Source organism: Saccharopolyspora griseoalba (assembly GCF_042665275.1).
Lineage (GTDB): Bacteria > Actinomycetota > Actinomycetes > Mycobacteriales > Pseudonocardiaceae > Saccharopolyspora > Saccharopolyspora griseoalba.
In genome coordinates this window covers 18,403-31,719 of record NZ_JBHTCJ010000013.1, presented here as the reverse complement: position 1 = coordinate 31,719, position 13,317 = coordinate 18,403, and the positions used below count along the sequence as shown (strand labels likewise).

At 72.2% G+C, this 13,317-nt stretch carries 11 protein-coding genes; 7 read left to right on the top strand and 4 right to left on the bottom strand.

All coding sequences use genetic code 11. The features are described from left to right. Window positions 1-90 precede the first annotated feature (90 nt). On the top strand, window positions 91-1,212 hold the full coding sequence (locus ACFQRI_RS21765; RefSeq protein ID WP_380671547.1) for a DUF4192 domain-containing protein: 1,122 nt from the start codon (window positions 91-93) through the stop codon (window positions 1,210-1,212). Between the two features lie 35 nt (window positions 1,213-1,247). Here the strand turns inward: ACFQRI_RS21765 and galE are convergent, their stop codons facing one another. The 3 genes from galE to ACFQRI_RS21750 are packed head-to-tail and all read right to left on the bottom strand — an operon-like array spanning window position 1,248 to window position 4,138. Then, a complete protein-coding gene (gene galE / locus ACFQRI_RS21760; RefSeq protein ID WP_380671545.1) occupies window positions 1,248-2,210 on the bottom strand; it encodes a UDP-glucose 4-epimerase GalE in 963 nt (320 codons plus the stop codon). A gap of 54 nt (window positions 2,211-2,264) precedes the next feature. Next, window positions 2,265-3,443, bottom strand: coding sequence for a galactokinase (galK, locus tag ACFQRI_RS21755; protein WP_380671543.1), 1,179 nt, complete (start codon window positions 3,441-3,443; stop codon window positions 2,265-2,267). Then, on the bottom strand, window positions 3,440-4,138 hold the full coding sequence (locus ACFQRI_RS21750) for a metal-dependent transcriptional regulator (protein ID WP_380671541.1): 699 nt from the start codon (window positions 4,136-4,138) through the stop codon (window positions 3,440-3,442). The genes galK and ACFQRI_RS21750 overlap by 4 nt, the downstream gene beginning before the upstream one ends. Before the next feature lie 123 nt (window positions 4,139-4,261). On the opposite strand from ACFQRI_RS21750, the gene ACFQRI_RS21745 reads away from it, so the two are divergent. The 5 genes from ACFQRI_RS21745 (at window position 4,262) to ACFQRI_RS21725 (ending at window position 10,577) form a co-directional block, all read left to right on the top strand. Further along, the gene (locus ACFQRI_RS21745; protein WP_380671539.1) at window positions 4,262-5,113 is read left to right on the top strand and encodes a sulfurtransferase; all 852 of its coding nucleotides are present in this window, start codon (window positions 4,262-4,264) and stop codon (window positions 5,111-5,113) included. A 143-nt stretch (window positions 5,114-5,256) separates the two neighbouring features. Then, window positions 5,257-6,432, top strand: coding sequence for an acetoin utilization protein AcuC (locus tag ACFQRI_RS21740; RefSeq protein ID WP_380671537.1), 1,176 nt, complete (start codon window positions 5,257-5,259; stop codon window positions 6,430-6,432). A gap of 10 nt (window positions 6,433-6,442) precedes the next feature. Beyond that, window positions 6,443-9,112, top strand: a complete 2,670-nt coding sequence (locus tag ACFQRI_RS21735; protein WP_380671535.1) for a bifunctional acetate--CoA ligase family protein/GNAT family N-acetyltransferase — start codon at window positions 6,443-6,445, stop codon at window positions 9,110-9,112. A 47-nt stretch (window positions 9,113-9,159) separates the two neighbouring features. Next, entirely contained in the window at window positions 9,160-10,050 is an 891-nt protein-coding gene (locus ACFQRI_RS21730) for an alpha/beta hydrolase family protein (protein WP_380671533.1), read from the top strand. Window positions 10,051-10,202: 152 nt separating this feature from the next. Continuing rightward, window positions 10,203-10,577 (top strand): hypothetical protein, encoded by a 375-nt coding sequence (locus ACFQRI_RS21725; protein ID WP_380671531.1) that lies wholly within the window; start codon window positions 10,203-10,205, stop codon window positions 10,575-10,577. A 54-nt stretch (window positions 10,578-10,631) separates the two neighbouring features. Here the strand turns inward: ACFQRI_RS21725 and ACFQRI_RS21720 are convergent, their stop codons facing one another. Beyond that, complete coding sequence (locus ACFQRI_RS21720) at window positions 10,632-12,332, bottom strand: fumarate hydratase (RefSeq protein ID WP_380671529.1); 1,701 nt, start codon at window positions 12,330-12,332, stop codon at window positions 10,632-10,634. Window positions 12,333-12,512: 180 nt separating this feature from the next. On the opposite strand from ACFQRI_RS21720, the gene ACFQRI_RS21715 reads away from it, so the two are divergent. Further along, window positions 12,513-13,229 (top strand): tyrosine-protein phosphatase, encoded by a 717-nt coding sequence (locus tag ACFQRI_RS21715; RefSeq protein ID WP_380671527.1) that lies wholly within the window; start codon window positions 12,513-12,515, stop codon window positions 13,227-13,229. The last annotated feature ends 88 nt before the right edge of the window (window positions 13,230-13,317 follow it).

The following is a 13,317-nucleotide window of genomic DNA, read 5'->3' as shown; positions in this document are numbered from 1 at the left end:
AGGACCCGGTTGTCCACATCGGCCTCGCGCATCCGGAGATTGACCGAACACCGTTCCGCCGCAGGGGCTTTCGCGGCCAACCTGGTCGGCATGACGACACGACTCAACACCCGCATCTCGGTCAGCGAACCCGGCGACGTGCTCGCCGCCCTGCCGCACCTGCTCGGCTTCCACCCGGAAGATTCCTTCGTGCTGGTGACCCTGCACGACCTGGCGGTCGCGCCGCGCTTCGGCGTGACCATGCGGCTGGACCTGCCGTGCCCGATGCAAGCGCGCGCGTTCGGCGAGTTCCTGCTGCACGGCCCGCTTCGCCAGCAGGACGCCGAAGCCGTGCTGCTGATCGTGGTGGGCGAGCGGGCCGACGAGGCGGCCTGCGCCGAGACCTGCGAGGACACCTGCCAGGAGTCCACCGCCGAGGACGCCGAGCGGATCCGCCTGCTGGAGGAAGCGGGGCCGCCGATGTGCTCGGTGATCGAGGTGGTCAAGGAAACCTTGCAGCACAACGGCATCGTCCCCGCCCACGCGGTGTGGACCTCGGAGATCCGGGAAGGCGCGCCGTGGCGCTGCTACGACGACGTCGAGTGCACCGGAACCGTCGCCGATCCGAAGGAGTCCCCGATCGGTGCGGTGCTGGCCGCGCGGGGCGCGGTGACCTTCGGCAGCAAGGACGAGCTCCGCGAGCTCGTCGCCCCGGAGTCGCCGGAGGTCGTCGCCCGCTGGTCGGCGAAGTTGGACGCGCTGGCCGAGGACGACCTAGACGAAGAAGTTCCGGACCGGGTCGCCCGGGACGTGCGCGCGGTGCACGCGGCGATCCGGCGCTCCGCCGCCGGGTCCGCGCTCACCGAGGGTGACCTGCAGGGCGTGCTGCTCGCGGTCTCCGACAACCGGGTGCGCGACATCGTGCTGGGCACCGCGCTCGGCGAGCACGCCCGGGCGGCCGAGGAGCTCTGGCTCTCCCTGGTGCGCAAGGCTCCTGACGCCGAGCTTCCCGAGGTCGCCGTGCTGCTGGCCTTCTCGGCCTACCTGCGCGGCGAGGGCGGCTTGGCCTCGGTCGCGCTGGAGCGCGCGGAGCGCGTCCAGCCCGACCACCGGCTCGGCGTGCTGCTGCGCCAGGCCATGGAGGCCGGGATCCCGCCCGCCGAGCTGAGCGCCATCGCCCGCAACGCGACCGAGGACGCTCGGCTGGTGCTGGACGAGGAAGGTGCGTGCTGATGCGCGCGGCGGGCAGGACCACCGGTGGACGGCGGTCAGGCCTGGTGGCGCGCCCTGGTGAACTCCCACGCGTCGCGGACGATCACGCCCAGGTCGGCGCGCTCGGGCCGCCAGCCCAGCTCCTCGCGGGCGGCCCGGCTGGAAGCGACCAGCGTGGCCGGGTCGCCCGCGCGGCGCGGCGCCACCTTCGCCGGGATCGGGTGTCCGGTCACCTCGCGGCAGGTGTCGATGACCTGCTTGACCGAGAACCCGGTGCCGTTGCCGAGGTTGTAGATCCGGTGCTGCCCGGCCTGCGCGTTCCGCAGCGCCAGCAGGTGCGCGTCGGCCAGGTCGGTGACGTGGATGTAGTCGCGCACGCAGGTGCCGTCCTCGGTGGGCCAGTCCTCGCCGAAGATCTGCACCTGCTCCCGCTGCCCGAGGGCGACCTGCAGCACGATCGGGATCAGGTGCGTCTCCACGGTGTGCCGCTCACCGATCGACCCGTGCGCACCGGCGACGTTGAAGTAGCGCAGGCTGACCGCCCCGATGCCGTGCGCCGAAGCGTACGAGCTGATCGCGTGGTCGATGGCCAGCTTGGTCGCCCCGTAGGTGTTCGTCGGCCGGGTCGACGAGTCCTCGGTGATCAGCTCGCTGTCCGGCTCCCCGTAGGTGGCGGCCGTCGACGAGAACACCAGGCGCGGCGTGCCGTGCTCCCGCATCGCGTCCAGCAGGCGCAGCGAGGTCACCACATTGCCCTGCCAGTACTTCTGCGGGTTCTCCATCGACTCGCCGACCAGCGACTTGGCCGCGAAGTGCAGCACCCCGTCGAACGACTCCGCCAGCAGGCCGCTCGCCGCCTCCGCGATGTCGGCCTGCACGAACTTGCAGCCGTCCGGGACCGCGTCGGCGTGCCCGGTCGAGAGGTCGTCGACCACGACGACCTCGTGCCCGGATTCCACCAGCCGCGCGGCGCACACGCTTCCGACGTACCCGGCGCCGCCTGTGACGAGGAGCTTCACGTGCCTGTTGCCTTCCGTGGGAGTTCTGTTCGGGGGACGGCGAGCGGTCCGCGGTCAGCGGTCCCGACCCGCGCCGGCGGAGGGTACCGCGGTGAAAATCCGCGGCTCGGCGAGGTTCTGCTCGGCGAAGGCCCGCAGAACCGCCTGCTCGACCGCGTCCCGGTCCGCGGTGTTGATCAGCGCGATGGCCGAGCCGCCGAACCCGCCGCCGATCATCCGCGCGCCGAGCGCGCCCGCCGACTTGGCCGACGCGGCGGCGAGGTCGAGCTCGGCGCACGAGACCCGGTAGTCGTCGCGCAGGCTCGTGTGCGAGGCGTCCAGCAGCGGGCCGACCTCGGCGTACCGGTCGGCGCGCAGCAGTTCGACGGTGCGCAGCACCCGGTCGTTCTCGGTGACCGCGTGGCGTACCAGCGGCCGAAGCTCCTCCGGGAGCGCGTCCAGCGCCGCCGGGAGTTCGTCCACGGATACGTCGCGCAGTGCCTTCACCGACAGCAGCTCGGCCGCGCGCTCACAACCCTTGCGCCGGTCGCCGTAGCCGGACTCGCTGTGCGAGTGCTTGGCGCGGGTATCGATGGCCAGCAGCTCCAGTCCCGCGCCGCGCGGGTCGAACGGAACCTGCTCGGACTCGCCGCTGCGCACGTCGTGGAACAGCACGTGGGCCTCGACGCAGCGCAGCGAGGCGGTCTGGTCCAGCAGCCCGGTGGGCGCGCCGACGAAGTCGTTCTCCGAGATCTGCACCAGCCGCGCCACCCGGGCGAGGCTCGGGGCCTCCGGCGAGTCCTGCGGGAAGCCCGCGCGGTCGAGCAGGGCCAGCGCGATCGCGCACTGCAGGGCGTGCGAGGACGACAACCCGGCGCCGGTGGGGACCTCGCCGACGATCGTGAGATCGGCGCCCGCGACGGGGTAGCCGGCCTCCCGCAGGGCCCAGGCGACCCCGGCGGGGAACGCGGCCCACCCGGTGTGGCTGCCCGGCGCGAGCTCCTCGATCGCGGCCTCGTCGGCGGTGTGCAGCTGCCCGTCGTCGCCGAGCGTGGTGGCCGCCAGCACGCGGTCCTCGCGGTGGCCGATGGCGACCGCGACCCGGTGCGGCAGCGCGAAGGGAAGAACGAAGCCGTCGTTGTAGTCGGTGTGCTCGCCGATCAGGTTCACCCGGCCGGGAGCGGAGAACACGGCGTCGGGGGCGCGGTCGTGGGCCTCGGCGAACAACTGCGCCGCGCGCTCGGAGGGGCTCACCGGGCGAGCACCACCATCACCGCGTGCGCGATGCCCGAGGTCAGCTCGGCGCTGCCGTGCTGCCCCTGCACCTCGATGGGCTTGTTCGGGCCGGAGACCGGCTTGATCTCCACCTCGTTGCCGGGCAGCACGCCGACCTCCTTGAGGTCGGTCATCAGGTCGGGGTCGAGCTGCACGTGCTCGGCGATCCGGCGGATGACCGCGCGGCCGCCACCGCTGCGGGCCAGCTCGTCGACCCGCTGCAGGTCGCCCTCCGGGGGGTTGTCGATGTGGTCGACGCCCAGCTCGTCCAGACCGGGAATGGGGTTGCCGTAGGGGGAGGTGGTGGGGCCACCGAGCAGCTTGACCAGCTTGCGCTCGACGGCCTCGCTCATCACGTGCTCCCAGCGGCAGGCCTCGTTGTGCACGTGCTCCCACTCGAGCCCGATCACGTCGACGAGCAGGCGCTCGGCGAGCCGGTGCTTGCGCATCACGCTGATCGCGCGAGCGCGCCCGGCCTTGGTCAGCTCCAGGTGACGGTCCTCGGCGACGGCCAGCAGCCCGTCCCGCTCCATGCGGGCCACGGTCTGGCTCACGGTCGGGCCGCTCTGCTCGAGTCGTTCGGCGATGCGGGCCCGCAGCGGCACCACGCCCTCCTCTTCGAGGTCGTAGATGGTGCGGAGGTACATCTCAGTGGTATCGATGAGATCGTTCACGTCGGCTCCCCATTCAAGTCCCAACCACGATGCTAGTCGCTACCAGCGACAACGGTCAGTGGCCGGGGAGTTGACAGGCGAGGATTGTCGACAGACCTTGTCGCCGGGCTCGGAAAGGCCGCCATGCATCCTCTGATCAGTACCGATGATCTCATGTCCGCGCTGCGCGCGGAGCCGCACCCGACAGTCCTGGACGTGCGGTGGTCCCTGCAGGGCCCGCCCGGTCGCGAGGCCTACGAAGCGGGCCACCTGCCCGGAGCGGTGTTCGTCGACCTGGACGCCGAGCTGGCGGGCGATCCCGGACCGGCCGGGCGGCACCCGCTGCCCGAGCCGGAGGGGTTGCAGGCCGTGCTGCGGCGCGCCGGCGTCGACGCCGACCGACGGGTGGTGGTCTACGACGCCGGCGACGGTTCCTCGGCGGCCCGCGCCTGGTGGCTGCTGCGCTGGGCGGGGCACCGCAACGTCGCGGTGCTCGACGGCGGCTACGCGGCCTGGACCGCCGAGGGCAAGCCGACGGCCACCGACGTCCCGGAACCGGGCGACGGCGGGTTCCGCGTGCGGCCCGGTTCGATGCCGGTGGTCGACGCCGACGAGGCGGCCAAGCTCGCCCGGGTGGGCGTGCTGCTGGACGCCAGGGCGCCGGAGCGCTACCGCGGTGAGGTGGAGCCGATGGATCCCCGCGCCGGTCACGTGCCCGGCGCGCGCAACGCGCCGTTCAGCGCGCACACCGGGGAGTCGGGGCGGTGGCACTCGCCCGCGCGGCTCGCCGAGCACTTCGCCGGGCTGGGCGTGCGAGCGGGGCAACCGATCGGCGCCTACTGCGGCTCCGGCGTGACCGCCTGCTCGGTGCTGCTCGCCCTGGAGCACGCGGGCATCACCGATGCCCGCAATCCGGCGGCGCTCTACGCGGGCTCCTGGTCGAACTGGTCGGCCGACCCCGACCGTCCGGCGGCCACCGGCGAGGAACCGGGCTGAAGCTCCCGGGGCCGCGGCTGGAGGTCAAAGCTCGACGACCAGCGCAGCGGGCAACTCGCGCAAGAGGCCCGCACGTCCGGGAGATCGATGCCACACACCGCGAGGCGCTGTGGGAGCGGCCACAGTCACGGTAGCGTCCGGGCATGGGTTCTGAGTTGGCCGTCGTCTGGGACGAAACGCTGCTGGAGTACGACCTCGGCGGGCACCACCCGCTGCACCCGATCCGGCTTGATCTGACCATGCGGCTGGCCCGCTCGCTGGGCCTGCTCGACGGGGTCGATCTGCTCAAACCGGAGCCGGCGACCGAGGCCGACCTGCTGCGGGTGCACACGCCCGAGTACCTCGCCGCGGTGCGCTCCGCGCCGCTGACCGGCTACGAGGCCGGGCACGGTCTGGGCACCGACGACAACCCGATCTTCGAGCGGATGCACGAGGCATCGGCGTTGATCGCGGGGGCCTCGATCCACGCGGCCGAGCAGATCGTGTCGGGCCGCACCGACCGCGCCGTCAACATCGCCGGGGGACTGCACCACGCGATGGCCGACCACGCGGCCGGGTTCTGCGTCTACAACGACTGCTCGGTGGCCATCGCCTGGATGCTCGAACAGGGGGTGGAGCGCATCGCCTACCTGGACGTCGACGTGCACCACGGCGACGGCGTGCAGGCGGCCTTCTACGACGACCCGCGGGTGATGACCATCTCGCTGCACCAGCACCCGGTGACCCTGTGGCCGGGAACCGGGTTCGCCACCGAGGTGGGCAGGACCGGCGCCGACGGCTCGGCGGTCAACATCCCGCTGCCCCCGGGGACCGGGGACGCCGACTGGCGGCGGGCCTTCCACGCGGTGGTGCCTTCGGTGCTCGCGGAGTTCGGCCCGCAGGTGCTGGTCACCCAGTGCGGCGCGGACCCGCACCGCGACGATCCGCTGGCGGACCTGTCGCTGACCGTCGACGGGCAGCGCGCGATCTACCAGGACCTGCGCGAGCTCGCCGAGCGCTGCGCAGGAGGGAGGTGGCTGGCGCTGGGCGGCGGGGGCTACTCGTTGTTCCGCGTGGTGCCCCGCGCCTGGGCCCACCTGCTGGCGACGCTGCTGAACCGGGACGTGGCGCCGGAGACGACGATCCCCGAGGATTGGATGGCCTACGCCGCTCGCCGCTCGCAGAACGTGCCGCTGCCGACCTCGATGAGCGATGGCGCGGACCCGTCCTACGAGCCCTGGACCGGGGTGACCACTTCCGCTGTGGACACCGCGATCCGCGACGCCCGGCACGCGGTGTTCCCGCTGCACGGGCTCGACCCGGCGGACAGCCGCGACTGAGGAGTCCGAAGTGGAGGAACAGGCAACGGGGCCGCAGCAGCAGTACCCGCGGCAGTGGGAGGCCGACGTGGTCCTCTCCGACGGGGGGACGGTGCACCTGCGACCGATCGTCCCGGAGGACGCCGACAAGCTGGTCGCCTTCCACGGCAAGCTCAGCGACCGCACCCGCTACTACCGCTACTTCGGGCCCTACCCGCGGATGCCCGAGCGCGACGTCCGGCGCTTCAGCGAGGTCGACTACGAGAACCGGGTCGCGCTGGTGGCGCTGCTCGGCGACGACATCGTGGCGGTCGGCCGCTTCGACCGGTTGGGCGAGCAGAACTCGGCCGAGGTCGCCTTCGTGGTCCGCGACGACCACCAGGGGCGGGGCCTCGGTTCGATCCTGCTGGAGCACCTCGCCGCCGCTGCGCAGGAACGCGGGTTGCAGCGCTTCGTCGCCGAGGTGCTCGCCGAGAACTCCCAGATGGTGCGCGTCTTCCGGGACGCCGGCTACCAGGTCAGCCGCGCGATGGAAGAGGGCGTGGTGCACCTCGAGTTCGACATCGACCCCACCGAGGAATCGGTCGCCGTGGCGCGCGCCCGCGAGCAGGCCGCGGAGGCGCGCAGCGTGCACAACCTGCTGCGACCGCACTCGGTGGCCGTCATCGGCGCCTCCACCGACCACGGCAAGATCGGCCACGCGGTGCTGACCAACCTGCTCACCGCCGACTTCACCGGGCCGGTGTACCCGGTGAACCCCGAGCACCGCTCGGTGCGCGGCGTCCGGGCCTACGGCTCGGTGCTCGACATCCCCGACGAGGTCGACCTGGCCGTGGTGGCCATCCCGGCGGCCGGGGTCGACGAGGTCCTCGACGACTGCTTGGCCAAGGGCGTCAAGACCCTGGTCATCGTCAGCTCCGGGTTCAGCGAGACCGGTCCGGAGGGACGCGAGGTGGAGCGCGAGATGGTGCGCGCGGCCAGGGTGCACGGCATGCGGGTGGTCGGCCCGAACGCGCTCGGCGTGGTCAACACCGATCCCGAGTTCCGGCTCAACGCCAGCCTCGCGCCCCAGCTGCCGGGGCGCGGTCGCACCGGGTTCTTCTGCCAGTCCGGTGCGCTGGGCGTGGCGATCCTGGAAACGGCCACCGAGCGCGGGCTGGGCCTGTCGACCTTCGTCTCGGCGGGCAACCGCGCCGACGTCTCGGGCAACGACCTGCTGCAGTACTGGCAGACGGACCCGGCCACCGACGTGGTGCTGCTGTACCTGGAGTCGTTCGGCAACCCGCGCAAGTTCGGCAGGCTGGCCCGGCGGCTGGCCCGCAACAAGCCGGTGGTGGTGGTCAAGTCCGGTCGCAACGCGGTGCGACCGGGCCTGGCGGCGACCTCGGTGCAGGTCGACGAGAACAGCGTGCAGGCGCTGTTCGAGCAGTCCGGCGTGATCCGCGTGGAGTCCGTGGCGCAGATGTTCGACACCGCGCTGCTGCTGGCCCACCAGCCGCTGCCGCAGGGCGACCGGGTGTCGATCGTGGGCAACTCCGCGGCGCTGGGGATGATCGCCGCCGACGTGGCGCAAGCGCAGGACCTGACCCTGGCGCACGAGCCGGTGGACGTGGGCGCTTCGGCCGGGCCGAAGGAGTTCGCCGCGGCGGTGCGCGACGCGGCGCTGCGCGACGACGTCGATGCCCTGGTGACGGTGTTCGCACCGCCGGTGGCGGTGCCCGGCGCGGCCTACGCCCGCGCCCTGCGCGAGGCGCTGCAGGAAGCGGGCGTGTCGAGCTGCAAACCGGTGGTGACCACCTTCCTGGCCGCCGAGGGCGTGCCGGACGAGCTGGTCGTGCCGGGAGCGGACGGCATGGCGGGCAAGGGCTCGGTGCCCTCCTACCCGAGCCCGGAGCGCTCGGTGGCGGCGCTGGCCCGCGTCACCCGCTACGCGGAGTGGCGCGCGGCGCCCAAGGGTCACTTCGTGCGCCCGGAGGGCATCGACTCCGAGCAGGCGAAATCGCTGGTCGAGGAGTGGATCTCCGAAGGGCTGACCCGGCTCGACGACCAGCGGATGGTGCAGCTGCTGGGGTGCTACGGCATCGAGGTCACGGCCTTCTGGCGGGTGCGGAGCGCCAAGGCGGCGGTCACCGCGGCCGAGGCGCTGGGCCACCCGGTAGCGCTGAAGTCGACCAGTTCGCGGCTGCGGCACCGCCAGGACCTCGTCGGCGTCCGGCTCGACCTGGACAACGCCGAGGCGGTGCGCACGGCCTACGAGGCGGTGCGCGAGGTCTCCGGTTCCGAGGAGGTCTACGTCCAGCGGATGGCCGAGCGCGGCACCTCGTGCGTGATCGACCTGCTCGACGACCCCTCGTTCGGCACGCTCGTGGCCTTCGGCCTGTCCGGGGTGGCCAGCGAGCTGCTGGGGGACAAGGCCTACCGCTCGCTGCCGCTCACCGACGTCGACGTGGCCTCGCTGGTGCGGGCGCCGCGGGCGGCTCCGCTGCTGGACGGCTACGGGGGCGCCGAGCCGGCCGACCTTGCGGCTCTGGAGGACCTGCTGCTGCGGGTGGCGACGTTGGCCGAGGACTTGCCCGAGGTGCGGGAGCTGTCGCTGCACCCCGTGCTGGCCTCGCCGCGGGGTGCGTCCGTGACCGGTGCGCGGATCTCGCTCGGCGGTTCCGCGCAGCTGCCCGACCGGGGGCCGCGCCGGCTGCGGTGATCGAGCTCATCATCTCGAAACTGGCCGGTTCCGTTAATCTGTCCGGCGTGGACGAGGTCATCGCCGAGAAGCTCGACGCCCCGGCCCCGGTGATCGGGGAGGTCGCCGCGGGCGAGCACCGGATCAAGGTGCGCGCCGCGCTGCAGGACGACCCGGAGAGCCCGGTCGTGGTGCTCGCGCCCGCGATGGGCGTGCCCGCGGGCTACTACCTGAAGTTCGTCGCACACCTGCACCGACTCGGCCTGCAGGTGGTCTCCTACGACGTGCGCGGGCAGGGCGAGACCGGGCCGCGCGCCACCCGCGGCACCCGCTTCGGCTACCAGGACTTCGTCGACGACCTCGACGGGGTGCTCGACGTCGTCGACCAGGTCGTCCCGGCCACCGCACCGCGCTTCGCGCTCGGCCACAGCCTCGGCGGGCAGATCACCATGCTGCACACCGCCGCCCACCCCGGTCGCGTGCGCGGGGCGGTGCTGATCGCCTCCGGCTCGGTCAACTACCGCGCCTACCCGGGACGGCTGCGGCGCTACTACTACAACCTGCTGGGCCCGCAGGCCATCGCCGCGCTGTCCACGCTGCTGGGTTGCTGGCCGGGGGAGCGGTTCGGCTTCGGCGGCAGGCAGGCGACCGGTCTGATGCGCGATTGGGCGCGTCAGGGCCGCACCGCCCGCTGGCGGCTGAGCGGCTCGGACGTCGACTACGACGCGGCCCTGGCGCGGCTGAGCACGCCGCTGCTGACGGTGACCGTGGACAACGATGCCCTGGCGCCCGGATCGGCCATGGACGACCTCGCGGGCAGCACGCCCGCGCCGCGCACCCGGCGGCACTACTCCGAGGCCGATGCGGGGGCGCGCCTGGACCACTTCAAGTGGGCGCGCAACGCCGGTGAGCTCGCCACCTGGATCGACGAGTGGATCCGCGGCGTGCTGCGGCGGTGAATTGTGGGAAAGACGGCGAGCCATCGGCCCGCCCCGGACGCAACCGGAGGTTCGCGTCGGTCCGTCTTCAGGGCATGAGACGCCTAACCTCCGCAGTGGGCGCGGGAACGCTGCTCCTGGCGCTGGCAGCCTGTGGTCAACAGCCGAACGACGTGGGGTTCGGCGGTCAGCCGCCCGCCCCGCCCGGACCGGTTGAGCCCGCACCGCAGGCCCAGCGGCAGCCCGTGCAGCAGGACGCCGTCGACTTCACCGCGCTGCCCAAGAGCTACCCGAAGAAGGTCTGGACCCAGGACGACGGACGGGCGGTCGGGGCCGTCGGGCAGGAAGGCGGGTGCAGCAAGGTGCACGCCGAGCTGGCCGAGCAGACCGAGCACCACGTCAAGATCGTGTTCGTGGAGGAGACCCCGGAGCCTCCGGGGATCTGCACCATGGACCTCCGCTACCCTCCGCTGGCCCTGCGGTTGAGCGAACCCCTGGACGATCGCCAGATCGTCCTGGAGCACCGGGACGTCAAGGTCCCGCGCTGATGCCGGTGCGAGCCCGCTCGGGCTCACCCGCGGGTGAGCCCGAGCGAGGCGGGATCACCGGTTGAACGAGATCTGCAGGACCGGCTCGGTCGCGTTGGCGAAGAAGTCGTCGCCCTTGTCGTCGACCACGACGAAGGCCGGGAAGTCCTCGACCTCGATCTTCCAGACGGCCTCCATGCCGAGCTCGGGGTACTCGAGGACCTCGACCTTCTTGATGCAGTCCTGGGCCAACCGGGCGGCCGGGCCGCCGATCGAGCCCAGGTAGAACCCGCCGTGGGTCTTGCAGGAGTCGACCACCTGCTTGGACCGGTTCCCCTTGGCCAGCATCACCATGGAGCCGCCCGCGGCCTGGAACTGCTCCACGTAGGAGTCCATCCGGCCCGCCGTGGTCGGGCCGAAGGAACCGGAGGCGAAGCCGTCGGGGGTCTTGGCCGGACCGGCGTAGTAGACCGGGTGGTCGCGCATGTACTGCGGCATCGGTTCGCCGGCCTCCAGCCGCTCGGCGATCTTGGAGTGCGCGATGTCGCGCGCCACCACCAGCGGACCGGTCAGCGACACCCGGGTCTTGACCGGCAGCTCGGACAGCTCGGCGCGGATCTCGTCCATCGGGCGGGTCAGGTCGATCTTGACGACCTCGTCGGAGAGGTCGGAGTCGGTGACCTCGGGCAGGTACTTGGCCGGGTCGCGCTCCAGCTGCTCCAGGAACACGCCCTCCGGGGTGATCTTGGCCTTGGCCTGCCGGTCGGCCGAGCAGGACACCGCCACGCCCACCGGCAGCGAGGCGCCGTGCCGCGGCAGCCGGATGACCCGCACGTCGTGGCAGAAGTACTTGCCGCCGAACTGCGCGCCGATGCCGAACTGGCGGGTCATCTCCAGGACCTGCTGCTCCATCTCCGGGTCGCGCAGCGCGTGCCCGGAGGACGAACCCTCGGTGGGCAGGCCGTCGAGGTAGCGGGCCGAGGCCAGCTTGGCGACCTTGAGGTTGTACTCGGCCGACATGCCGCCCACCACGATGGCCAGGTGGTAGGGCGGGCACGCGGAGGTGCCCAGCGAGCGCAGCTTCTCCTCCAGGAACCGGCCCAGCCGCTTGGGGTTCAGCAGCGCCTTGGTCTCCTGGTACAGGAAGGTCTTGTTCGCGCTGCCGCCGCCCTTGGCCATGAACAGCAGCTCGTAGACCGGGTCGGTGCCCGGCTTGTTGTAGAGCTCGATCTGGGCGGGCAGGTTGCTGCCGGTGTTGCGCTCCTCCCAGAAGTTCAGCGGCGCCATCTGCGAGTAGCGCAGGTTGAGGTCCTGGTAGGCGTCGAAGATGCCCCGGGCGATGGCTTCCTCGTCACCGCCGCCGGTGAGCACCGACTCGGTGCGCTTGCCCATCACGATCGCGGTACCGGTGTCCTGGCACATCGGCAGCACCTCGCCGGCGGACACGCACGCGTTGCGCAGCAGGTCGGTGGCCACGAACCGGTCGTTGCCGCTGGCCTCGGGGTCCTCGACGATCGACTTCAGCTGGGCCAGGTGCGAGGGGCGCAGCAGGTGCTGGATGTCCTTGATGGCCTCCGAGGCCAACGAGGTCAGCGTGCTGGGTTCGATCTCGAGGAAGCGGCGCCCGGCGGCCTCGACGACGCGGACGCCTTCGTCGGTGACCTTGCGGTACTCGGTCTCGTCCGGGCCGAGGGGCAACACGTCGGTGTAATCGAAATTCGTGGTGGACACGGTCGCGGCTCCTTTGCGCGCGTTCGGGTTACGCGTTGAACCCATGTAACCGCGTGCGCGATCACCGAGTCCACCGGGGTGCTCCAGGTGTGACGGAGCACCGGATTCGCGACTCACCTGGCGGGACCTGGAACGAAGCACCGCCGGGCTGGGATCCTGGGCGGACCGCCGCGGCCGCGGCACCCATCGCCGCGGGCCCGCTCCACCTGACCGATGGAGGCCGCATTGTCCAGCACGGATCACCTCGGCGCCCTGGTGAACCTGCGCGACCTGGGCGGGCAGCCCACCGACGACGGCGTGCTGACCAGGCCAGGCGTGGTCTATCGCAGCGACGCGCCGCGGTCCGGCGACCGCGACCCGGAGGGCCTGGAGAAGTGGCCGCCGCATGTCGTGGTCGATCTGCGCGAGGACGACGAGCTCCTGGGACGGGCGCACCCGATGGCCGATGTCACCGAGGTCCGCCGCGTCCCGGTGCTGACCGACCTGCCCAGGTCGGCTCCGGACACCTCCGACGAGCTGTCCGTGTTCTACCAGCGCATGGTGCGCCAAGCGGCCGACAAGCTGGTGGAGGTGTTCCGCATCGCGGTGGAGGCGGACGGTCCGGTCCTGGTGCACTGCGCGGCGGGCAAGGACCGCACCGGGGTGGTCTCGGCGATGCTGCTCAGCGCCGCGGGAGTGCTCCCGGACGCGATCGTGGCCGACTACGCGCGCACCGACAAGAACATGTACCGCGTGCTGCAGCGGCTCAACCTGGCCCCGAGCTTGCCGCCGGGGGTGACCGAGGACATCGTCGCCGACCTGATGGCCGCGCCGATCGAGGCGATCCAGGGCGTGATCGCCGAGTTCGGCGAGCACCCGGGCGCCGCCGCGGGCTGGCTGCGCTCGCACGGCGTGACCAGCGCGGAGCTGGGCCGCTGGCACGACAAGTTCCTCGCGGGCTGAGGCGCCGCGCCCGCAACCCGATCGCCGCGGGGCCGGTGATGTCCTCGCCGCGCTCGTCAGCGGTCGGCGGCGGGGTTTCGTCGCCGAC